Annotated in this window: 23 protein-coding genes and 4 pseudogenes; 16 read left to right on the top strand and 11 right to left on the bottom strand. The window is 40.1% G+C overall.

Annotation, left to right across the window (positions count from 1 at the left end):
- Positions 1–75: 75 nt before the first annotated feature.
- The 5 genes from C8D76_RS02765 (at position 76) to C8D76_RS02750 (ending at position 5,314) form a co-directional block, all read left to right on the top strand.
- Positions 76–1,356: a site-specific integrase gene (locus C8D76_RS02765; protein WP_016533798.1), complete on the top strand. Its 1,281-nt coding sequence runs from the start codon at positions 76–78 to the stop codon at positions 1,354–1,356.
- The gene (locus C8D76_RS02760; RefSeq protein WP_207774988.1) at positions 1,343–2,863 is read left to right on the top strand and encodes a site-specific integrase; all 1,521 of its coding nucleotides are present in this window, start codon (positions 1,343–1,345) and stop codon (positions 2,861–2,863) included. The genes C8D76_RS02765 and C8D76_RS02760 overlap by 14 nt, the downstream gene beginning before the upstream one ends.
- 2 nt (positions 2,864–2,865) lie before the next feature.
- Complete coding sequence (locus C8D76_RS09990) at positions 2,866–3,261, top strand: hypothetical protein (RefSeq protein WP_243405793.1); 396 nt, start codon at positions 2,866–2,868, stop codon at positions 3,259–3,261.
- A 135-nt stretch (positions 3,262–3,396) separates the two neighbouring features.
- On the top strand, positions 3,397–4,902 hold the full coding sequence (locus C8D76_RS02755) for an integrase (RefSeq protein WP_243405792.1): 1,506 nt from the start codon (positions 3,397–3,399) through the stop codon (positions 4,900–4,902).
- Position 4,903: 1 nt separating this feature from the next.
- Positions 4,904–5,314 (top strand): hypothetical protein, encoded by a 411-nt coding sequence (locus C8D76_RS02750; RefSeq protein WP_005631033.1) that lies wholly within the window; start codon positions 4,904–4,906, stop codon positions 5,312–5,314.
- A 150-nt stretch (positions 5,315–5,464) separates the two neighbouring features.
- Here the strand turns inward: C8D76_RS02750 and C8D76_RS02745 are convergent, their stop codons facing one another.
- The gene (locus C8D76_RS02745; RefSeq protein WP_237601199.1) at positions 5,465–5,875 is read right to left on the bottom strand and encodes an efflux RND transporter permease subunit; all 411 of its coding nucleotides are present in this window, start codon (positions 5,873–5,875) and stop codon (positions 5,465–5,467) included.
- A gap of 80 nt (positions 5,876–5,955) precedes the next feature.
- On the opposite strand from C8D76_RS02745, the gene C8D76_RS02740 reads away from it, so the two are divergent.
- Positions 5,956–6,267 (top strand): nitroreductase family protein, encoded by a 312-nt coding sequence (locus C8D76_RS02740; protein ID WP_279305823.1) that lies wholly within the window; start codon positions 5,956–5,958, stop codon positions 6,265–6,267.
- 24 nt (positions 6,268–6,291) lie between these two features.
- Positions 6,292–6,924 (top strand): annotated as a pseudogene (locus tag C8D76_RS10060) (zinc-dependent alcohol dehydrogenase family protein); the annotation flags it as partial.
- On the opposite strand, the pseudogene C8D76_RS10090 reads toward C8D76_RS10060, so the two are convergent.
- Both C8D76_RS10090 and C8D76_RS02730 read right to left on the bottom strand, forming a co-directional pair.
- Positions 6,894–7,250, bottom strand: a pseudogene (locus C8D76_RS10090) (arsenical-resistance protein); the annotation flags it as partial. The pseudogenes C8D76_RS10060 and C8D76_RS10090 sit on opposite strands and share 31 nt — an antisense overlap.
- 14 nt (positions 7,251–7,264) lie before the next feature.
- Positions 7,265–7,663, bottom strand: coding sequence for a Cd(II)/Pb(II)-responsive transcriptional regulator (locus tag C8D76_RS02730; protein WP_005613541.1), 399 nt, complete (start codon positions 7,661–7,663; stop codon positions 7,265–7,267).
- Positions 7,664–7,735: 72 nt separating this feature from the next.
- On the opposite strand from C8D76_RS02730, the gene C8D76_RS02725 reads away from it, so the two are divergent.
- Complete coding sequence (locus tag C8D76_RS02725; protein WP_116631280.1) at positions 7,736–8,350, top strand: cation diffusion facilitator family transporter; 615 nt, start codon at positions 7,736–7,738, stop codon at positions 8,348–8,350.
- 83 nt (positions 8,351–8,433) lie between these two features.
- Here C8D76_RS02725 and arsB read toward each other — a convergent pair.
- A pseudogene (gene arsB / locus C8D76_RS02720) lies at positions 8,434–9,195 on the bottom strand (ACR3 family arsenite efflux transporter); the annotation flags it as partial.
- Positions 9,196–9,231: 36 nt separating this feature from the next.
- Positions 9,232–9,621, bottom strand: coding sequence for a Cu(I)-responsive transcriptional regulator (gene cueR, locus C8D76_RS02715; RefSeq protein WP_116631279.1), 390 nt, complete (start codon positions 9,619–9,621; stop codon positions 9,232–9,234).
- A gap of 190 nt (positions 9,622–9,811) precedes the next feature.
- On the opposite strand from cueR, the gene C8D76_RS09880 reads away from it, so the two are divergent.
- The 5 genes and pseudogenes from C8D76_RS09880 (at position 9,812) to C8D76_RS02695 (ending at position 15,277) form a co-directional block, all read left to right on the top strand.
- Positions 9,812–9,958 carry a hypothetical protein gene (locus C8D76_RS09880; protein ID WP_165814334.1) on the top strand — a complete coding sequence of 49 codons (147 nt, stop codon included), beginning with the start codon at positions 9,812–9,814 and terminating at the stop codon, positions 9,956–9,958.
- A gap of 70 nt (positions 9,959–10,028) precedes the next feature.
- Positions 10,029–10,784, top strand: a complete 756-nt coding sequence (copM, locus tag C8D76_RS02710) for a CopM family metallochaperone (protein WP_116631278.1) — start codon at positions 10,029–10,031, stop codon at positions 10,782–10,784.
- A 296-nt stretch (positions 10,785–11,080) separates the two neighbouring features.
- Positions 11,081–13,273: a copper-transporting P-type ATPase gene (locus C8D76_RS02705; protein ID WP_479768638.1), complete on the top strand. Its 2,193-nt coding sequence runs from the start codon at positions 11,081–11,083 to the stop codon at positions 13,271–13,273.
- 452 nt (positions 13,274–13,725) lie between these two features.
- Complete coding sequence (locus C8D76_RS02700) at positions 13,726–13,890, top strand: alcohol dehydrogenase catalytic domain-containing protein (RefSeq protein WP_013746103.1); 165 nt, start codon at positions 13,726–13,728, stop codon at positions 13,888–13,890.
- Positions 13,891–13,943: 53 nt separating this feature from the next.
- A pseudogene (locus C8D76_RS02695) lies at positions 13,944–15,277 on the top strand (IS3 family transposase).
- A gap of 319 nt (positions 15,278–15,596) precedes the next feature.
- Here C8D76_RS02695 and C8D76_RS02690 read toward each other — a convergent pair.
- From C8D76_RS02690 to C8D76_RS10115, 4 genes are all read right to left on the bottom strand, one after another.
- The gene (locus tag C8D76_RS02690) at positions 15,597–17,144 is read right to left on the bottom strand and encodes a multicopper oxidase family protein (RefSeq protein ID WP_116631277.1); all 1,548 of its coding nucleotides are present in this window, start codon (positions 17,142–17,144) and stop codon (positions 15,597–15,599) included.
- A gap of 13 nt (positions 17,145–17,157) precedes the next feature.
- The gene (locus C8D76_RS02685) at positions 17,158–17,613 is read right to left on the bottom strand and encodes a DUF411 domain-containing protein (RefSeq protein ID WP_116631276.1); all 456 of its coding nucleotides are present in this window, start codon (positions 17,611–17,613) and stop codon (positions 17,158–17,160) included.
- A gap of 645 nt (positions 17,614–18,258) precedes the next feature.
- Entirely contained in the window at positions 18,259–18,471 is a 213-nt protein-coding gene (locus C8D76_RS02675; protein ID WP_243405791.1) for a plasmid partition protein ParG, read from the bottom strand.
- 83 nt (positions 18,472–18,554) lie between these two features.
- Positions 18,555–18,869 (bottom strand): IS1 family transposase, encoded by a 315-nt coding sequence (locus tag C8D76_RS10115; protein WP_423802739.1) that lies wholly within the window; start codon positions 18,867–18,869, stop codon positions 18,555–18,557.
- Between C8D76_RS10115 and C8D76_RS02665 the strand changes: the two genes are divergently transcribed.
- The 3 genes from C8D76_RS02665 to C8D76_RS02655 all read left to right on the top strand — a co-directional run bounded on the left by C8D76_RS02665 (position 18,807) and on the right by C8D76_RS02655 (position 20,195).
- Positions 18,807–19,151, top strand: coding sequence for a flavodoxin (locus C8D76_RS02665; RefSeq protein ID WP_243405790.1), 345 nt, complete (start codon positions 18,807–18,809; stop codon positions 19,149–19,151). The two genes, C8D76_RS10115 and C8D76_RS02665, sit on opposite strands and share 63 nt — an antisense overlap.
- Positions 19,152–19,200: 49 nt before the next feature.
- Positions 19,201–19,887, top strand: coding sequence for a DUF4405 domain-containing protein (locus C8D76_RS02660; protein WP_165814332.1), 687 nt, complete (start codon positions 19,201–19,203; stop codon positions 19,885–19,887).
- A 95-nt stretch (positions 19,888–19,982) separates the two neighbouring features.
- Positions 19,983–20,195: a Gfo/Idh/MocA family oxidoreductase gene (locus C8D76_RS02655; RefSeq protein WP_058652118.1), complete on the top strand. Its 213-nt coding sequence runs from the start codon at positions 19,983–19,985 to the stop codon at positions 20,193–20,195.
- A gap of 854 nt (positions 20,196–21,049) precedes the next feature.
- On the opposite strand, the gene C8D76_RS02650 is transcribed toward C8D76_RS02655, so the two are convergent.
- Together C8D76_RS02650 and tsf are read right to left on the bottom strand one after the other, a co-directional pair.
- Entirely contained in the window at positions 21,050–21,640 is a 591-nt protein-coding gene (locus C8D76_RS02650; protein ID WP_165814331.1) for an HNH endonuclease family protein, read from the bottom strand.
- Positions 21,641–21,965: 325 nt separating this feature from the next.
- Positions 21,966–22,817 carry a translation elongation factor Ts gene (tsf, locus tag C8D76_RS02645; RefSeq protein ID WP_116631272.1) on the bottom strand — a complete coding sequence of 284 codons (852 nt, stop codon included), beginning with the start codon at positions 22,815–22,817 and terminating at the stop codon, positions 21,966–21,968.
- Positions 22,818–22,827 lie beyond the last annotated feature (10 nt).

Below are 22,827 nucleotides of genomic sequence, written 5' to 3'. Positions count from 1 at the left end.
TTTTTACATTAATTTTGACACAACATCTTTAATTTGATAGTATTTATATATGATATTTTTGTAAATTAAATGATTATGCATAGATTAGAAACAGTCCTTTTTTCAAATGGAGAACGTTTTCCTATATTGGTTAATGTTAAAACTGGTATCCCTGATTTTTATTCAACCCTATGGGTAACTGTAGAACTACGTAATCAATCCGCAGTAAACACAATTAGAAATAAGCTGGGAACTATACAGTGGGTAATGAATTGGGAAAAACAGAATAATCTTGTTATTAGCGATCTAATTCATAACAAAGCACTCTTAACAGAAAACCAATTAGAATCTCTTATCCAACATATGAGAATAAATGTAAAAAAGCGAAAGAATGTAATCAATACAAAAAAAAGTGTGTTAATGAAAGGTAGGACTCAATTTATTGATATTTATTCTGCCGTATCTCTTAGTCATCAATATAATAGACTAACAACGCTTTCAGAATACATATTATTTCTATCTAAAGTAATTAATGTATCTAATGAATATATTGAAAAATTGACGAAACTAATTACGTTAATTAAAGAGTCAAGACCTAAAAATCATAAAACATTATCTATCAAACCAGAAAGTGAACTACCTGATGGATTGTTAGATGAGTTTATGTCTATTGCGAACTTTTCTAATCCTAATAATCCATTTCAAGATATTGGAATTAGAAAAAGAAACCATTTGATGTTTATCTTATTAAAGGAATTAGGGATTAGAAGAGGAGAGCTATTATCAATTCAAATCCCATTTATTGATATAGGAACAGCTAAATCCTCAATTACAATTAGACGAACGCATGATGATAAATTTGACACAAGGAAGAAGCAAGCTGTAAGTAAAACGAAAGAAAGGCGACTTCCTATTTCACAAAATATAGCTCAACTTATCAATGACTATATTATGAACTATCGCTCTAAGATTCCTAACGCTAATAAACATCCATATTTATTTGTAACCCATCGAAAAGGAAAAACGCAAGGAAACCCAATTAGTACCAGTTCTTTTGATAATGTTATTGTACCAACGATGAAAAAGATAGATTCTAAATTTTCTATTATTCATCCACATATTTTTCGTCATGAATGGAACTTAGATTTTTCACGAAAGGTGGATAAAAATAATCAAAATGTAAATCATGATTCTTCTCATAAAGATTTTATTTCTCCTGAAAAAGAAGCAAAGATGAGACAACATCTTATGGGGCATACATCCGAGAAATCAGGAAATATTTATAATCAACGTTATATAAGAGAAAAAGCTAACAAGATATTATTAGATCTTCAGATTCAGTTTCAAAAAAAGGTTGATAATTATGAATCAGAATAAACGTCTTAGACAGTCAAGAGATGGGTATGTATTTGATGAAAATGAAAACTCTTGGCATATAAGTAAAGACAAAACCATTAACTTTTCTCAACCCATATTAAATATAAATAAAAAAACATTAGATGGGTTTAGAAAAACATTAGCAATATATGCCGAAAAATACTCAAGTTATCACGTATATCACATGTATCAACAATTTCAACGATTAGTAATTTCAACTAATTTAGAAGTCATTAATGTGCCAATAATCTTGGATTGGAAAAATAAACTAGGAAAAGAACATGAATGGTATTTAGGAGCATTAAAGGGTTTTTTATTGTCATGGCATGAGTATGGCTATTATGGAGTTGATAAATCTGTTGTGTCATTGCTAGAAAGCTTTACGTTGAGTGGAAATGATAAAGGTAAATCGGTATTAATGAGATGCCCTTATACAGGAGCATTTACCGAAAATGAAATTTTGGCTTTAATGGCTGAACTTGCTAGACTTTGGAGAGAAGATCTTATTTCATTTGAAACATATGCATATATTCACTTACTTCAATCTACAGCTAGAAGACCCATTCAAATACGCCATTTAAAATTTGAAGATTTAAGAAAGGAAATCTCTCAAGGAACATGGAATTATTTTCTAAATATCCCTAGTGCCAAAAAAAGAGGAGGATTATTCAGAGAAACATTTAAAAAACTTGCTATCACAGAGGACTTATATTTAATTCTCCTAAACTTTATAGAATATCAATATAAGAAATTGCTTAGTTTGGTTGATGAAACCTTTATTTCTAGTTATAAAATGAAATTACCAATGTTTATTGATTGGAATTGTTTAAAGAAGAATATCAAAAATAGGAATTTTGATCTTTCATTATTAAACAAAGATATTTTTCATTATTCTGCTTCTTCGTTGGAGCTATACGCATTACGAAAATTCTGTATTCACCAAAAAGCAATTTCAGAACGAACAGGCGAGATTATTCATGTAACAGCAAGACGTTTTCGCCATACTAGAGGAACAAATCTAGGAAGAAAAGGGGTTGGGGCAACGATTATAGCAGAGCTCCTAGATCATACAGATACACAAAACGTTAAAGTTTATACTGAAAATACAGCTGATACAGTGCAATACATTGATCGTGTTATGGGTGCTGAAATGGGAAAACTCGCTCAAGCATTTACAGGTAGAATTATTTCTAACTTAAATGAAAGCGAAAGGGGGCATGATCCAACATCTTTAATAACCAATAACGGAATAGATACAATAGGTGCTTGTGGTACAAATGATTTTTGTATAACTGGCTATGAAACTTGTTATTTATGTCCTAAGTTTAGACCGCTCGTTGATGGTCCTCATCAACAAATCTTAAATAAGTTGTATGAGGAAAAGGAAGAACGTTTAAAACAGACTAAAAGCATAGATTATGCATCATCCAAAGATCGTATTATTCTAGCTGTTGAGTATGTTGTTCAAGCTTGCAATGATATGAAAAGAACTATGGGGAGCCACTGATTATGAACAATCTAATTTTTACTCCGAAAGATAATAATCCTAAATCTAATTTAGAGCAATTTATTAATTTCAGTAAAAATCAGCTTACTACCTTTGGAAGTGATTGCTGGGAAAACAACCAATGGAAAACAACATTCAGCATTTATCCAGTTCAGGTTCGTTTTTCCACAGAAAGAATTAAATCTACAGCTTATAAATATGAGCCATTAGCTGCACCATTCATTGAATTTGCCAAAGCCTATATTCGTTATACTTATTCTCTAAATCCCATTCGGAATTTAGCCCGACATACTGAATCTTTACGTATAGTTGAAATGGCTCTCTACAATATTAAAGGAAAGGCTGACATACTTCAGCTTGACTATTTAGTTATTCATGAAGTAGAAAATATCGTATAAAAAAAATATAAAAAAGGTACGGAATCAGTCAATAAATTAGGTTATCAAATTCAAAAATTATTTGATTTTTGTAGAGAAAATCAAATTACACCTCAACTACCTTTATGGAAAAGTCCTTACAAACGCCCTAGAGATTTGACTATATTACTAGATGAAAAAGGAAAAGAATACCGCTCAAGTAAAATGCCAACTGATGAAGAAATGATGCTGGTTGCTAAACTCTTTCATGATGCCCCTAATTTAGACAAAGAAACTGAATATTATACGGCTGTTATGGCTCTACTTATGGTTGCTCCATCTCGTTGTTCAGAGTTAATGTCTTTATCTATTAATTGTTTAGAATGGGAGGATGATAGCTTGGGAAATAAGCAGTTAGGTATTCGATGGATACCTGCAAAAAATGGTAAAGAGGGATTAAAATGGGTTCCTAGCTGTATGCAAGATATTGTTGTTGAAGCAGTTAAACGTTTAGCAAGTATAGGCTCCTTAGCAAGAGGAGTTGCTAAATTTGCAGAAGAAAATCCTAATATATTGATGTTATCCAATAAAGAGGCTGCGCCATCCCGTTCTTTATACCAAAAGCCTTTAACTAAAAGTGAAATTGTTGAAGTACTAGATATTGACAAAAATAGCACTAATACTAAATGGTTTAAAAATTTAATAAGTGAAAATGATGGAATTATAACTTATGAGGTGTTAGGAAAATTTTTATATAAAAAATATACATCAAAATTTCATAATTGGCCTTATGTTGATAAACATAAAAATGTTAAGGTTTCTGAAGCTTTATTATTATTTAGAGAAAATGAATTTCATGATGACTTTTCCCCTAAAAGTTTTTCTTTTGTGTTACCAACGGTGAATCAAATTAATGCTAGGTTTTGCTATTCTGAAACTCGTCCTAAAACATCATTATGGGAAAAACATTGTATAGGCACATCCAAAGGAGAATTCATAAGATTACCATCACACAATGCAAGACATTGGTTAAGTACAAAAGCTGAACGAGGAGGAATGGATGAGTTAACTTTAGCTAATTGGGCAGGACGAGCAAGAGTTGCAGATAACAAAGCTTATGATCACAGAACAGAAGAAGAAAAAAGTGAATCAGTTAGAAATTTACTCATTCCCGAAGATATTTCTATCTTAGATAAAATTCATTTGAATCTTCCTATTACCTATGAAGACTTAGGGAAAGATAGAATTGGAATCGCAACGGTAACAGAAATAGGGATCTGTGAACATGATTATGCAATGTCTCCATGTTCTCGTCATGGAGATTGTGAAACATGTAAAGAGCTTGTTTGTATTAAAGGTTTAGAGCACTCCTTAGAAATCTTAAAGGTGCGTGAAGCTCAGATAACCGAACAATTTAATAAAGCTAAAGAACACCATAAAATAGGTGTTTTTGGTGCAGATCGCTGGATAAGTAATTTAGGATGGAGACTAACTCACATAAAAACTAAAATTAAATTCTTAGAAAATGAGAGCATCCCAAATGGTTCCTTATTAAGGATGCCTGATGAGTATGATCCTTCCCCTATTAAATTAGCTTTGTTGGAAAGAGGAATGGATCTAGATATACAGAAGAAAGAAACAGCTAAGTTAGACGATGATTTATATAGACTAATGGAGTTATAGTATGCCTAAAATTCTTATTACAGAAGAAAATTTAGAAGATATAATCATGTTGATTAATACTTGGGAGGGTAAATTAACATGGGATTTACTTTGTTCTGAAGTTTCACAACTATTGAATATTAAAAGCATTGAAAGACAATCACTAGCTAATTATAGTGATATACAAAAGGCTTTTAGTACACGGAAACAAAGAATAAAAGAAAACTCTAAAGCTAATCCTCAACCAAATGTAACGATAGATTATTTGCAAAAACAAGTAAATAATTTAAAGGCTCAAGTACAACGATTGGAAGAAATCAATGAGCAATACAAGCAAAAATTCATTGTATGGCAGTATAATGCATATATGCATGGAATGACAGAAGATAAGCTAAATAAGCCACTTATTGCAGTTAATCGCCAGCATCGATAAAGAGATACCGTTTGAAATTTAAATTTCAAACAGTATTTTTTCAAAAAGATTATCCTTCTCTTCTTGGGATTCTATCCTCCGGTGTTACTGATGTTAATTTGGCTAATTTCGGGGCTAGCCATTCTCTGAGGTCATCCATTAAGGAATAAACTACAGGCCAAATACTAGGCTCAACAAGGTTGAGGCGATTAAACCACAAATGACAGCGATTGCCATAGGTGCTCTAAATGCCGCGCCTGCACCGCTGGCAAACACGGCCGGGATCATTCCCGCTACCATTGCAATGGTGGTCATTAAAATCGGGCGGACACGTTCCGAACCCGATTGAATTAAGGCTTGATGGCGTATCATTCCTTGTTGACGTTTTTCTATCACGAAGTCCACCAGCAAAATGGAGTTTTTAGTTACGATGCCCATTAACATCAAAATGCCGATCACAGAAGACATATCCAACGCTGCACCGTAGGCGAGCAAGCCAACTGCTGCGCCGCCAATAGAGAGCGGAAGTGCGGTCAAAATGGTAAGCAGTTGCAAGAAATCCTTGAACAATAATACCAGCACTAACAACACCATCGCTATACGATGCGTTTAACATTTCTCGTACTGACAAAGAAGGTCGCAAAAATTTTGCCGAAGAGAATGTGCGTTTTTATGGTGCACCGCATTGTGCTTTTTTCTTTATGCCCAAAATTGGCGACAACGTTTTTTCGGCAATGGACGTGGGTATGATTGTACAAACCTTTATATTGTCTTTGACTGCTCGTGGCTTTGGTAGTGTGCCACAATTACTCTTGGCGATGTATCCTGATGTGGTACGAGAAGAATTTGGCGTATCTGATGATTATCAGTTGATGGTGGTCGTGTCTTTTGGTAAACCTGATAGCCAATCGCCAGCCAATGACATTCATCAGCCCAGAGCCCCACAAGGCGAAACCGTGTTTTTCCACGATTAAATCCATTTTATTAAAGAGAAAAAAATGAGCAAACAAATCCAATTTACAAAAACAGGTTCGCCTGATGTCTTGCAAATCGTTGATGTGGCAGCCCCTGCCCCAAAAGCACACGAAGTACAAATCTAAATCCACGCCATAGGCTTAAACCGTGCAGAAATGATGTATCGTGAAGGGGCGTATGTGATTGAACCTGTTTTCCCTACCACAATGGGTTACGAAGGTGCAGGCGTGGTAACAGCGGTTGGTACGAACGTGAGAGAGTTCAGCGTTGGCGACAAAGTGAGCGTAATTCCATCATTTATGTTTACCGAATACGGCACTTATGGCGAAATCGTAAATATGCCCGTTCACGCTGTGGTAAAACACCCTGAAAACCTCACAATGGAACAAGCTGCGGCAAGTTGGATGATGTTTGTAACCGCATACGGCGGTTTGATTGAATTTGGCAAGGTGCAAAAAGGCGATTTTGTTGTATTGGGCGGAGCGACCAGCTCGGTAGGCATTGCCGCCATTCAAATCGCCAAAATGCAAGGGGCAAACGTGATTGCTCTGTCTCGCACGCACGCCAAAGGCGATGTGCTTTTACAGAAAGGGGCGGATTTTGTGATTGCCACCAAAGAAGATGACGTTACCTGCCGATTAAGCCACCACACTAGCGAGAGCATCACAGGCACTTCCACCAGCACACCGACCACCGTTGCCAATGCCGCCCCCGAGTGCAAACCGAACAAAGAAATTGCCACCGCTAATTCAAAAAAATTACTCGTGCCAATCAAGCACGCAGGGGCGGAAATTTCGTGTGGTAATTTGAGCTATTTTGCCAAAACGTGAGCCAAGGCAAAAATGCCGTAAGTCTGTGCCAGCAAGGGAATGGCAATCAGCAAAATAATCAAGGGATTGGCAATAATGGTTTGGGTTTGAAAGGCAAACAGCAACACCACCGTCAAAATCAAACCCATAATGGAAAAAGGTTTCAGGCTGCCTGAAAAATATTCCGCTATTCTTTTTCTTTAATACCTTGAATAATCTGACACTTATCAACCGTTTTATTTTCACAACCCACAAATTGCATTAGAAAAGTTTTAACTTGTTGTAGTTCTGTGATTTGTTCGTCCAAATATGCCAAATGTTGCTCGGCAAGTGCATTGATTTCATTGCATTGTTTGTTAGGCGTTTGTTGTAATTGCAACAGCGTTTTGATGTTACTTAAAGAAAGACCGATATTACGGCAAGTTTTAATAAAGCGTAATTGTTCTAACTGATTGTCATCAAACACACGATAGCCGTTTTGTTGATGTGTAGGGGCGATTAAGCCTTGTTTTTCATAATAACGAATGGTTTCCAAATGTACGCCTGTTTGTTCACTGGCTTGTTTTATTTTAAAAAATTTTGACATTTTGGCTTGACCCTGTAATGACTACGGAGTTTATAGTATAGCAAATTTCATCTTAAAACAGGATCAAAAAAAATGGCGTGCCAAAATTGTTGTGGTTCAAATCAGCCCATTCATCAATCGCCCAAGTACAAAAAAGCCTTGTGGATTGTCTTGATATTAAATTTATCAATGTTTTTTGTGGAAATTGTGATGGGGGTTAAATCAGATTCAACTTCGCTGTTGTCGGACAGTTTGGATTTCTTGGGCGACAGTGCCAATTATTTGATAAGTTTGATTGTTTTGCCAATGGCGTTAAGTTACCGAGCCAAAGCATCTATGGTTAAGGGGATAACGATGGGCGGTTTTGGTTTATTTATTTTAATGACAACCATTTATCGTGTGTTTTATGGGGAAATGCCCAGTTATTCTGAAATGAGCATTGTGGGATTTTTGGCGTTATTGATCAATGTGTCGGCATTGTTGATATTATTAAAATTTCGTGATGGCGACAGCAATGTCCGCAGTGTGTGGGTGTGTTCCCGAAACGATGCGATTGGTAATGTGGCGGTAATTTTGGCGGGTATGGCAGTTTATTTTTTTCAATCAAAATATCCTGATTTAATTGTGGCGTTTGTTTTGGCATTTTTGGCATTACAAGCCAGTCAAGAAATCATCAAAAGGGCTTGGGCGGAATTAAAAGTCAGTTAATTTAAAACACCGTTTGGATTGATGTTCAAGCGGTGTTTTTATTTTTAAATTTTGCAAAATAACTTTCAGGCTGCCTGAAAAACCTACACCCCTTTATTCCCCAGCGATTTTCGGTTTATCCACCACACCAGCGAGAGCATCACAGGCACTTCCACCAGCACACCGACCACCGTTGCCAATGCCGCCCCCGAGTGCAAACCGAACAAAGAAATTGCCACCGCCACCGCCAATTCAAAAAAATTACTCGTGCCAATCAAGCAGGCAGGGGCGGAAATTTCGTGTGGTAATTTGAGCCATTTTGCCAAAACGTGAGCCAAGGCAAAAATGCCGTAAGTCTGTGCCAGCAGGGGAATGGCAATCAGCAAAATAATCAAGGGATTGGCAATAATGGTTTGGGCTTGAAAGGCAAACAGCAACACCACCGTCAAAATCAAACCCATAATGGAAAAAGGTTTCAGGCTGCCTGAAAATTGTGCCACCGATTTACCCGATTTTTGTAAATAAGAGCGGGTAAGCCAGCCTGCCAGCAAGGGCAACAGCACATACAAAACCGTGCTTAAAATCAAGGTGTCCCACGGAATTTTTATGTCGCTTACGCCGAGCAATACGCCTGCAATCGGAGCATACGCCACAATCATAATCAAATCATTGACCGAAACCTGCACCAAAGTGTAATTGGGGTCGCCTTTGACCAGTTGCGACCACACAAACACCATTGCCGTACACGGTGCCACGCCCAGCAAAATCATGCCGGCAATGTATTCTTGTGCCGACTGTGCGTCCACCCAACCTGCAAAAAACACCCGAAAAAACAACCAGCCCACAAGTGCCATCGTAAAAGGCTGTTATCAAGCTATGGCATTCATCTGCTTTGATGGTGGTTAAAAATTGCCCAAGCCTTTTAAGATGGGGCAGTCGGGATTGTCATCGCCCCCGCAGGCATCGCTCCACGCTTGCAGGGTGTGTTGCATTGATTTTAATTCTTTGATTTTATTGGATAAAAAATCAATATGACTGGCGGTGAGCGTTTTGACCTGAGCACTTGTGCGGTGTGGATTGTCTTGCAGTGCCAAAAGCTCGCCAATATGTGCAAGCGAAAAACCGACGCTGCGGGCTTTGGCGATGAATTTTAGCCGAGCGATGTCATTGGAGTTATAAATCCGATAACCTGCTTCACTGCGTGATGGGTTAATTAATAAGCCTGCTTTTTCATAATCACGGATTTGTTTGACGGAAAGTTGGGTAGATTTAGACGCTTGTCCGATGTTCATTGTTGCTCCTTATTGAGTGGTGTGTAAAAAAATGTTATCAAGTAAAAATAACCCTTGACCCTAACGCAAGGTTAGGGTTTATGATGCGCACATCAAAACAAAAAAGCAATGCTTTTAATCGCTTAAAAGCACTTTGTTTTGATAATCCACTTTAACTTAACATTCGGAGAAACTGTTATGAACGCTGATTTTGTTCAAAACCGACACGCCCATTGCGGCTGCCAGTCTTGCACGGGGCAAAACTGCCGTCCAGACTGCCAATGCCAAAACGGCAAGCCCTGCATTTGTGATGACTGCACTTGCAACGGCTGTGCGTGTGAATCGTAAAACCAAATAGTGAAATGGACATTGGGCGAATCTGTCATTTGCCCAATGTTATCAATGCCCATTTTGACAAGGAGAATCCAATGACATTCATCAAAAACCGTGCCGTACATCTTGTCGCTGCCGCTGTTGTTTTGGCGACTTCAACCGCTTTTGCCGACGGCAAAAACGAAGTGCCGACGCACTCGATGGCGTGCGACAATAACTACACCCAAACCACCCACGACTGCCCAAATAACCAAAACGGGCACGCAGAGATGAACCACGCCAATATGAACCACTCTGCTATGGCGATGGACACTCAAAATGCTCCGCCCCATACCCAAGCCTATCTTGCAATGATGAACAAGATGGGCGATGAGATGAGCAAAGCGGGTAATCTTGCCGATGCTGATACCGCTTTTGCCAAAGGTATGATTCCGCACCATATCGGAGCAGTTGAGATGGCAAAAGTACAGCTTGAATTTGGCAAAGACGAAACAATGAGAAAACTTGCCCAAGCGATTATTGATGGGCAACAAAGTGAAATCGACCTGATGAACGCTTGGCTGGCGGGTAAAGGCACCGCAACCCAAAACCCGCAAGCCCCGCACGCCAAGGCCTATGCCGCAGGCAAGGCGCACCACGAGGCGATGATGGCGGCAATCAATGAGCCAAACCCTGATGTTGCCTTTGCCAAAGCAATGATTCCGCATCATCAAGGGGCGGTCGAGATGGCAAAAGTGCAATTACAGTTCGGCAAAGACGAAAAAATGAAAAAGCTCGCTCAAGACATCATCAAAGCCCAAGAACCTGAAATCAAGCTAATGCAAGACTGGCTAAAACAGCAGGGGCAATAAGGCAAAACACCGCTTTTGATAAAGCGGTGCTTTTGAGGTCGTCTGAAAACAGGTTTAAGGCTTTTTCAGACGGCATTTGGGGTTTTCAGGCAGCCTTTAAAACAAGCCCCAAGGAAATGATGATGCCGACTTGTCGGACACATCGGCAAGCGATGTTCTGAACCTTATGCTTTTTCAGACGGCATCGGTATTTGCAGGCAGCCTGAAAAAACCGTCATTCTGACCGGCCCAATCCGTACCTGCTTTTTCGGTAAACGACCGGTTATGACCCTATGAACCCAACAGGAGAAATTGTGATGAAGCAAGAAACACACAAACCGCCCAAACACCACGAGTGCCGACACGGACACGGACAGCACCGCCCTGTGCAGACACCGTCCGATGCAGCGGCTGCTTCGGGCTACACCTGCCCGATGCATCCGGAAATCCGGCAAGACCGCCCCGGCAACTGCCCTCTTTGCGGTATGGCATTGGAGCCGCTGATGCCTGAATTGGACGACGACAATCCGGAGCTGCGTGATTTTTCCCGACGCTTTTGGTACACGCTGCCCCTGACGGCGGCAGTGCTGGTGCTGGCGATGTTCGGCAAGCGTCTGAACCTGATGGATATGGCCGCACAAAGCTGGGTAGAGCTGGTGCTGTCGCTGCCGATCGTGCTGTGGGCGGGGCTGCCGTTTTTCTCACGGGGTTGGCAGTCGCTGGCAAACCGTAGTCCCAATATGTGGACGCTGATTGCACTGGGAACGAGTGCAGCCTTCGTTTACAGCGTTGTTGCCACCGCTGCACCCGGCATCTTTCCGGCATCGTTTGTATCGATGGGGCGGGTCGGCGTGTATTTTGAGGCGGCGGCCGTCATCATCTCGCTGACCTTGCTCGGCCAGATGCTCGAACTCAAAGCCCGGTCGCAGACTTCGGCGGCAATCAAGACCCTGCTCGGACTGGCGCCCAAAACCGCACGGCGTATCGGCCCGGGCGGTGCTGAAGAAGATGTGCCGCTCAGCCACATCCACATCGGCGACCTTCTGCGTGTGCGCCCCGGCGAAAAAGTGCCTGTCGATGGCGTGGTGGTTGAGGGCGCAAGCTCGGTAGATGAATCGATGCTGACCGGCGAGCCGCTGCCGGTGCGCAAAGCCACCGGCGACAAAGTCATCGGCGCCACGCTCAACACCGGCGGTGCGCTCGTCATCCGCTCCGAGCGCATCGGTTCGGAAACCGTGCTTTCGCAGATTGTCCAGATGGTGGCCCAGGCGCAGCGCTCCAAAGCACCGATGCAGCGTATGGCCGACGGGGTGGCAGGCTATTTCGTACTGGCGGTTGTCGCCGTCGCCGTTGCCACTTTCTTTGTCTGGGGCGTGTTCGGCCCGCAACCGTCTTGGGTGTTCGGGTTGATCAACGCCGTTGCGGTCTTGATTATCGCCTGCCCCTGTGCACTGGGACTGGCCACGCCGATGTCGGTGATGGTCGCCACAGGACGCGGGGCAGGCAGGGGCATATTGTTCCGTGATGCCGCCGCTATCGAAAACTTGCGGCGAGTAGACACTTTGGTGATTGATAAAACCGGCACACTCACCGAAGGCCGACCCGCCTTTGACCGTGCCGTTGCGGCAGCAGGCTTTTCCGCCGAAGAAGTGCTGCGTTTGGCCGCCAGCTTGGATCAGGGCAGCGAACACCCGCTGGCCGACGCCATTGTGCAGGCCGCACGGGCACAACAGCTGAAGCTGAGCAAACCCGAACAGTTTGATTCAGGCAGCGGCATCGGCGTGAGCGGCGTGGTTGAAGGGCGTGCGCTGGCACTGGGCAACACGGCGTTTATGCAGCAGAACGGGCTTAGCGTCGAACCACTGATCGAGCAGGCCGAATCCCTGCGCAGTGAAGGTGCCAGCGTGATATATCTGGCTGCGGACGGACATCTTGCGGGACTGCTTGCCGTCTCCGATCCTGTAAAAGACAGCACCCCCGAAGCATTGGCCTCGCTCAAAGCAGCCGGCCTGCGCATCATTATGGCAACCGGCGACGGATTGACCACGGCAAACGCCGTGGGCGCAAAACTGGGCATCGACGAAGTGCACGGCGAAGTCAAGCCCGCCGACAAACTGGCACTGATCGAGCGGCTTCAGAACGAAGGGCGGGTGGTCGCAATGGCAGGCGACGGCATCAACGATGCCCCCGCACTGGCCAAAGCCGATGTCGGCATCGCAATGGGTACCGGCACCGATGTGGCAATGAGCAGTGCGCAAATCACGCTGGTCAAAGGCGATTTGCGGGGTATTGCCACCGCACGCAAATTGTCTGAGGCCACCGTGCGCAATATGAAGGAAAACCTGTTATTTGCCTTCTTATACAACGGACTGGGGGTTCCCGTTGCCGCCGGCGTGCTGTACCCCTTTACCGGCTGGCTGCTCTCGCCGATGATTGCCGCACTGGCGATGAGCCTAAGCTCGGCATCCGTGGTCGGCAACGCACTGCGGCTGCGCAAAAGCAAGTTGTAGACCACAGCCCCGCAGGCTTCTTCCAATGACAAAACGACCTCAAAAACACCGCTTTTGATAAAGCGGTGTTTTTTATGCCGTCTGAAAAGGTCTTTAATACTTTTTCAGACGGCATTGTGTTTTTCAAACAGTTTCGCAGTGTGCGTCATTGCACCAACCCAATATTTCATCAGGAAAATGGTGCAACAAGTTGCACCCTACATCTTTGATGCTTTTTTAAGACGGCATTTTTTTCAGACGGACTAAAACGCCCAATCTTTCCATTTTTAAAAAACAACTTCCCATTTTTCGCCATTCTTATTGTTATTTTAAAACGCTAAAATACGCCCATTTTTAATATAGGTCAAAACAATGAGCAAACAAATCCAATTTACAAAAACAGGTTCGCCTGATGTCCTGCAAATCGTTGATGTACAAATCCCCGCCCAAAATCGGGCGAAGTGCAAATCCAAATGCACGCTTTGGGACTAAACCGTGCCGAGATGATGTATCGGGAAGGGGCGTATGTGATTGACCCTGTGTTCCCTGCGACTTTGGGTTATGCAGGGGCAGGCGTGGTCGTGGCGGTGGGCGATGACGCTGGCGAATTTCAAATCGGCGACAAAGTGAGCGTCTGATCTGCACCCCAAAAGTTGGACTAAAAACCAACTGATTAAGGTGCAGATTTTTTATGACGAAATACAACCAATCTTTCAAACAAGAAGTGAGCGCATTTTTTCTCCAAAACGGGAAAAATTGCTCACTCACTCGCCAGCAATTTCAGCTTAAAGCCTCCACGCTACGTCGTTGGATTTCGCAATATAACTATAATGGAATCAATAGTTTAGCCGTACTGGGTAAGAAGCAAAAATATTCCCCAGAATTTAAATTAACCGTCATACAAGCGGTCAAAAAGGGGCAATTTTCTGCAGAAAGTGCTTGTCTGCATTTTGGTATTGCTAATTCAGGGGTGATTAGCCAGTGGTTGCAAGCCTTTGAAAAACAAGGTATAAACGGCTTATTTCCAAAGCCGAAAGGACGACCAGCAATGAAACCGAAATACCCGAAAATGCCTCCCCCACCCAAAACCGAAGAAGAACGCTTGCGTTATCGGATTTTGGAACTGGAAGCGGAGAATGCTTACCTAAAAAAGTTGAGGGAACTCAACCAAGCAAAAATGCGGAAAAAGTAGCCATCATGAAAATGTTGAGGGTAAATTTTTCCTTGGAAATATTACTCCATTTGACAGGTTTAAAACGCTGTTCATTCTTTTATCATTTACAGCTTAAAATTGATAAAAATGTGGCAATTAGGCAGGAAATTGTTGAGATTTATCGCAAAAATGACGGCAATTATGGCTATCGTCGTATTACGTTAGCATTGCGAAAAATGTTCGGTGCAATTAACCATAAGCGTGTGCAAGCGATAATGCAATAGCTTGATTTAAAAGGAAAATGTAAGCAGAGAAAATATCGTTCTTACAAAGGCGAAGTGGGTAAAATTGCCGAGAATTTATTGCGACAGGATTTTCACACAAACGCTCCAAATGAAAAGCTCGTCACGGATATTACCGAGTTTAAATGTGCGGATGGCAAACTTTATCTTTCGCCGATTAAGGACTTATTTAATGGCGAAATTATCGCCTATGACCTTGCCCGAAGCCCAAACTTTGAGCAAATAATGCGAATGATGAAACAAGCTGTCGCAAAGCTCCCGCAAGGAGCAAGCCCGATTTTACATTCCGACCAAGGATGGCAATATCAGATGGCAGGTTATCAGGCGATATTGAAACAAAATGGCATCGTGCAAAGTATGTCAAGAAAAGGAAATTGCTTGGATAACAGTGCGATGGAAAGCTTTTTCGGGCGATTGAAGACGGAATGTTATTTTGGTAAACGATTTGAAACATTTGAGCAACTCGAACAAACTATTCACAAATATATTCATTATTACAATCACGAGCGTATTCAAGTGAGACTAAAAGGGCTAAGCCCTGTGCAATACAGAACTCAGTCCTTGAATTAACGTAGTCTAACTTTTTGGGGGCAGATCAATAATTAAATTTTGTAAAAATAAATCATAAAAAACCAAGAGAAGAAAATACTCACTTTTATTAAAGCATCAAGACCATAAAATATTATCTATATAACCGGAAAGTGAATTACCAGATAGGTTATTAAATAAGTTCATATGTAGCCACTGTTATCGGTGTATTGGTTGAAGTGCCTGTGATGCTCTCACTTGTTGCGTTGTTAAACCGTTGGAATAAATAATGACAAGCAGAGGGATTTTCGCAATTTACAAATTTTCACGAAAATCCCTCTATTTTTATAGTTAGATACCACTATTCCACTTTAAACATCCCCATCATACCGAGATTTTCATGTTCTAAAATATGGCAATGGTACATTTTCAACCCAGTATGTCCTTGCTTAAAGCGAATAATCACTTTTTCATAAGGGCGTAAATTAACCACATCTTTTAACGCTCTGCCTTCTGGCTTAAAGGTTTTACCGTTTAACGTATGTTGAATTACTTCAAATTGAGTGCCGTGTAAATGGAATGGATGATCCATATGGCTTTCATTGAAGATTTCCCACTGTTCCACTTCATTCAATTTGGTAACAAAATCAATACGGTTCATATCAAAGGTTTGACCGTTGATTAAGAACATACCATTCATCATTGGTGGAATAGGGTTGTCCGTTGGTGTTGTAGTAGCGTGATGTGTACCGTGATTCATCATTGGCATATTCGTATGGTTCATCATTTTTTCACTAAAGCGAATTTGGCGAACCTGTTTTGGCTCATCCCAGTTAGGCAAGGACCTTAAGCTTTCAGGTAACTGAACAGGTTCTGATTTCACCTGAATTGTGGCTAAAGTGAGATCTTTAGGCTGTTCTTGAACCATCATCTTACGGCGATCATAATAACCGCTTTGTAAATTGACTGTTCCTTGCGTTTCACCCACCATAATCACTTCAACGCGTTCGGCTGGTGTAAGTAGCAGTTCATCAACAGGCGAGCGAGGTTTTTCAAGTAAACCACCTTCGGTACCCACCACAATCCATTTCACCCCTGGAATGTTTAAACGAAAATAACGAGCGCTAGTGGCATTCCAAAGACGGATTCGTTCATTCGTTTTCACTTGAATCTGGGGCTGATATTGACCGTTGATTAACACAAATTCACCCTCACGACCGTTCATCCAATCTAACATCGTGTTTGCTGGAATGGTGCCATCGGCATTTAAACGCAGATCGGAAATCACCCAATGTTGTTCAGGAAGGTGTGCAAGCGGATCATTTTTCGCTTTAACAACGAAAGTGCCTGCTAAGCCTTTATAGACTTGTTCGGAAACATAGTCATGTGGATGAGGGTGGTACCAATATGTCCCAGCACTGCCTTGAGGTAGCGTAAAGCGATAGACTTTTTTCCTTTGCGGTTCAACCATATCCATCGGGTTACCATCCGCTTCATTTGGTACATCTAAGCCGTGCCAATGTACTGTTGAGGGTTGTGGTAGGTGATTGATAAATTCAATTTCTACGGTGTCGCCTTCAAATACTTCAATTTGTGGCCCTGGTAGTTGTCCGTTATAAGCCCAAAATTCCGTTTCTTTATTGTCTGCGAGGCGAATTTTAATTGGCTCTGCTTTTAAAGTGGCTTTGAATAGCCCAGCTTGAGTCGATTGATTAGCAAGTTTTGGCAACATCCCATTAAGCGATAAACCTGAAGGCATTGCCTCAGTTGGCATTAGGCCAGTAGGTACTGAATGCATCATCGCCATATTGCCATGTTGTGCGTGGTTCATCATATTCGCAAGGCTATAAAGCGAGCTACTGGCTAAGCTAATTCCAATTCCATAACGTAAAAAATCTCGACGTTTCATTCTTTCCTCCCCCCTATTGGTTATAGGATTTAAACACTTCACTTTCACCGTTTTTCTTAATCAAAACAACATCATAAGGATCTTTGCGTCCGCCGTATGCTTCACCGTCCATACCTGGTGAACCAATTGGCATTCCCGGTGCAGACAAGCCTATTGCATCGGTTTTTTCTGCGAGTAAACGTTTGATATCCTCAGCAGGTACATGTCCTTCAATCACATAGCCATCAATCACGGCTGTGTGGCAAGAAGCATGTTCATATTTAATGTTAAAGCGCTTATGAGCATCATAATTGCCTGTTTCGTTGACTTTAACCTCAAAACCGTTTTTCTGCATATAGCTGATCCATTCATTACAACAGCCACAAGTCGGGCTTTTCCACACTTCCATAGAAAGTGTTTGTGCTTGAGCAAAAGCGGTTATGCCTAAACTTAAAAGCAACAATGAGCGGGTGAATTTATGTAATTTCATAAGATGTCCTTATTTTTATTGAGATTGAATGGACATCATGTTAAAGCTTAACCTAGGGTTAAGGTCAAGGGATTTGAAAAAATAATTTGCAAATTTTTCTCAAAATCCTACCGCTTGTTTTTCAATATGTATGAAATCTTTACTATAATACAGTCTCATTACTCAGGAGTAATAATGCACACATTCCATCCCCAATCGCTTGTCTGGACAAGAGAGCCGCAAGCTTTTGAAATATCAGAAAATAAAATAACCATCACCACAATGCCACATACGGATTTAAAGCAGTCAATGTGTTTTTGCGTGAACACCCCAATTTAAACATTCATTAGGTATAATAATAAAAACCTTAAACAGAATATCATAGCAAAATGAATTTAAAACCAGTTAAAAATCAAACTTCCCAATACGAAGAGTGGGCAAGAGAAAAAGTCAAAAAAGCTATATCCCCAACCTGAAGAACGGGGCTTTACGGCGCAAAAATGGTAAATTTGACTGGTTAAAAATTGAAGGCAAAATAAGTTATTTTAATTTGCAAACACCCAAATCCTGCATAATTTTGAAGATTTTTTACAAATTATTCATATAACATTGTTTTATATTGTAAAATTTTTAAGCTGTGTTGTTACCCATCAACACTGCTTTCAATTATTTTTTCTTTTTCGCCAATAACTCATCAATTAAACCATTCAGCACTTCCCGAATGGTTGCGCCCTGTTCCGCCGCATATTTTTTTAGTTCACGATGATTGGCTTCTGTCATATCAAAGCTAATCCGCTTAATACGCTCTTGCTCGCTGACATCAGCAACAGAAAGTTTGCTTTTAGTTGCGCTTGGGCGACCTGCTGTTAATTTATTCATTTGCATATTTCCTTATTTATTTAAAACATTGGTGGTGTCCTGAAAAGTGTGCTGGGTTAAATTTGTTTGGGATGATTGATTGCCTAAAATCCAATATTAAAAGATTTAACATGATAAAACATTGATTTGGAAAAACAGCAACTGCACCTGACGGCTCTACTTAATCTGTGCCGAATCCGACAGTTATTACCCTCAATCGCTTTAGTATGTTGCTTACCCACCCATTGGTCACCGGTATCAGAAAACGCATTTACAAAAGCATCCCAATTATCGCAGGCAATACGTTCATAGCTTACTTTGAGTGCTTTTAAACGCTGCTTTAAAGCCAAAGCGGTTTGCAAATCACGTTTGCCCCAAACAAATGCCACGATTTCACTTGTCTTGGCATGATAACCGATGTAGATACGGTATTTTTGGTCTATCCGATTTGGTGGTACAAAATGCCAATGGCGCTTTATTCTTTGCTCGAGCAAGTAGACTTTAGTGGGAAAAATATTGTGCCGGTGGTTGGTCACGGTGGCAGTCGTTTGGGTGGAACGGATAAAGATATTCAGCAACTTCAACCACAAGCCAACGTGAAAAACGGTTTTGAGGCGTATTTGCATAAAACGGTAAGGGCTGAACAACAAGTGGAAAAAAGATTAGCTAAATTCTTAACCGAAAATGGTTATACAAAATAAAAATGTAGGGGCACACAGCGTATGTCCCTACCATTTAAATTTCAATTTTATGAAGAAAAAATATCTCCTCCAACTCGCTCAAGATTTGGTTCTAACGGCAATATTGCTTTCTCTTTTTGGCTATCATCTTTATGAAGAAATCACGCACGAATGGCTCGGCTTGGTCTTTTTTGCTTTGATTATCTCACATCTTTCACTGAATACATGGTGGCTCAAAAAGACCTTTTCAGGCAGTTATAACAGCTATCGCATTTTGCAAAGTGCGGTCAATTTTTCAACTTTTTTGTTATTTTTAACCGCTTGTATCAGTGGCATTATGCTTTCTAAACATCTATTGGTGGAAATGCTATTCCACTCTACCACAGATTTAATGCGAAAAATTCATATGACCAGCACCCATTGGTTGCAAATTTTAGTGGGTGTACATTTGGGGTTACATTGGAAACCTATTGCTAATTTATTCGCAAATGGCTACCGTTTAGATCTTGAACATTGGCTTGCACGCAGGCTTATTCCAGCTTGTTGGCTGATTATTGCCGCTTATGGTATTTTCGTTTTTGTGCAACGAGAGTTGTTACCCTATTTATTGCTACAAGTAGATTTTGCCTATTTCAATTATGATGAACCGCAAGCGGTCTTTTATTTTGACTTTCTTGCGATTTTAATTGCACTGGCTTACAGCACAAGATTTTTGGTTTGGTTCTTTTTATTTAGGAAAAAAGATGTCAAAAGTTAAATCTATTTAGATATTTTGTATAAATAACCTAAATGGCGGATAGATAGAAACGATCTTATACTCGCCACAATTTTATTAATTAAGGATAGCCAAATATGAAGAAAATTAATGTTGCCATTGTGGGGAGTGGGTATTCTACCCGTATTTTCCACGTTCCCTTTTTTAAAAATGATCATCGGTTTAACGTGATAAAATTTTTTGAGCGTTCAACCACTCGGGCATTAGCATGGTTCCCCAACATTGATATTGTGTCAACTTTTGAAAAGTTACTGACTGATGAGATGGATTTAATCGTGATTAGTCAATAAGTGTAAAAATGGCATAATCAACTCAATGAATTTATAGACAAATATTATCTGTTTGGTATTTTATAGTAAGTACATTGTGTAAAAATAAAATCTGAAATCTAGTCTTTTTATTCTTTATTTTTACGTATTCACACTTCAATTTTGACAAGTTAATATTTAATTGATTGATTTTAAAGCATTTTATAATTTACATTTTATAAATGATATAGAAACAACCGTTCTAAGTTCTGTGTAAGAGAATAGCAAAATCCCAAGAGAAGCCTTATTTTATAAGGCTTTTTTATTTATTTCGGCACCAACAAGATTAAATGATAGTAAAACTAAAGAAGGTAGTTACCAATATCAGGATAATTCAATTTATTGATATTATGGTTTATTTCCAACGTAGCTAAAACTGCCACTTTTTAACAATATCCCTCACTTCCACATTGACCGTTTGAATTTGTGAATCAAGCAATGCCGTTCCAACAATAATATCTTCTTTTGCCGTAATCGAACCCGGAAGACACAACGTCTGTGTTAATACAGTTTCAGTTTGTTCACCGCTTTACTCTTAGTAAGTAGTTAAAATAAGATAGGTAGGCAGATAATAAAATCAATTTTCTAATTTTAATATTATTAGTTAATTTCAAGACAAAATAAACCAAATTTTAAGACTAGTTTTGTTATACAAAAATTTCATCAATGCTTTAAGCAATAGGTGGAGCTCATCTAGATACCCAGAGTGAGTATTTAAAGTAATACCTATTTCTTAATGTTGGATATGAATAGAATAATCTGCAAGTTGTGGAGTGTTCTTTGAAGGAATAAGTAAAAAAGAATGCCGTCTGAAGTCCAGGCGGCAATTGATAATGCTATATTAATTTATCATACATTGGAGTGATATATTCTAAAAGGGTCTCTTTTAATTGCTTACCACGTTCTTCAATATACTCAAGATACCACTTATCTTTATTAAGTAAATAATCGTTGATTTTCACATTTCCACTTTTTAAACCAATATCATTCCCCTTTTCGTCTTTCACTTCAGCCTTTTCATTAAATGATCGGTTAGACAAATTACTATTATAAGCGGACAAAGTTAGATTTCCCAAAGAGTGCAATCTTTCTTTACAATTCTCATGCCATTCATCTTCTTTGGGCTTTTGCGGATAAATATGCTCCACCGACCAAATTGTTTTTCCTTTCTCATTGATCGCCCAAAAATCTACTTGGTTTTCAGCTGTACGGTATTGTTGTTCTAAGTAGATTAAAATATAACGTATTAAAGCTGGATTATCATCATATAATGTCTTGCTTTGCAATGCTTCTTCGATTCGTTCTTGTAAAGGTAATTCTTTTTTCAATTCATTCAATAGAATTTTCTCATTATATTCGTTATGTTGCGTTTTTGTTGCTCGAATAAAGATTTCATCCAAACGATTAGTTGCTGGGCTATCTGTCAAGTGGCGGATAATAAACCATTTTTCAATATATTTCAGTAAGTTGGCAAAATTCTGTTGTGGGTATTTTTCAAAAATAAATATTACAGATATAGGAAAGATAAATTAATGAAACTGTAAATCCTAAAAAATAGTTTTATTTAGTTGACTAAGCATAGCGATCATTTCATTCATAGTAAAACTTCTTTAATTCTCACCGCACTTTAGTTATATATTTTATCCCCTTATTAATAATAATCTACTTTCCTATTTCGATTATGCAAAAATTTTCTCCAGACAAACAAAAAGCAGGCATAAAGCCTGCTTTGTCTATTTTTTATCGAAAAAATTAAGCGTTGCCACCAGTGATTTTAGCTACTTCAGCAGCGAAATCTTCTTCGACTTTCTCGATACCTTCACCCACTTCTAAACGAATAAAGTTAGAAACTGAAGTGCCTACTGATTTTAAGTAGTCGCCTACAGTTTGTGAAGGATCCATAACGAATGCTTGACCTGTTAATGACACTTCGCCAGTGAATTTTTTCATGCGACCTTCAACCATTTTCTCTGCGATTTCTTTTGGTTTACCAGAGTTAATAGCGATGTCGATTTGGATTTGACGTTCGTGAGCAACAACTTCAGCGGAAACATCTTCTGGATTCACGAATTCAGGTTTAGATGCTGCAACGTGCATTGCGACTTTTTTGAGTTCATCTTGTGAACCTGCACCAGCCACTAACACACCGATTTTCGCGCCGTGTAAGTATTGTGCAATCACTTGACCGTCTAAATATTTAATACGACGAATTGTCATGTTTTCACCAATTTTAGCCACTAATGCTGCACGTTTTTCTTCAAATTGTGCGGCTAATGCTTCAATTGTGGTGCCTTTGTTTGCTAACGCATAATCAGCCACTTCATTTGCTAAACCTAAGAAACCAGCATCTTTTGCTACGAAGTCAGTTTCACAGTTCATTTCAACTAATACACCGAAACCTTCGCCAATACGCGCAAGGATAACACCTTCAGCGGCTACACGACCTGCTTTTTTAGCCGCTTTCGCTTGACCTGATTTACGCATGTTATCAATTGCTAATTCGATATCACCATTCGCTTCCACTAACGCTTTTTTACATTCCATCATACCTGCGCCAGTACGTTCACGAAGTTCTTTAACTAATGATGCTGTGATTTCAGCCATTTTTATGTCC

The sequence above is a fragment of the Alitibacter langaaensis DSM 22999 genome (assembly GCF_003096995.1).
Taxonomy (GTDB): domain Bacteria; phylum Pseudomonadota; class Gammaproteobacteria; order Enterobacterales; family Pasteurellaceae; genus Exercitatus; species Exercitatus langaaensis.
Note: the sequence above shows the minus strand (reverse complement) of the source record. Positions and strands in the feature narration are given on the sequence as shown.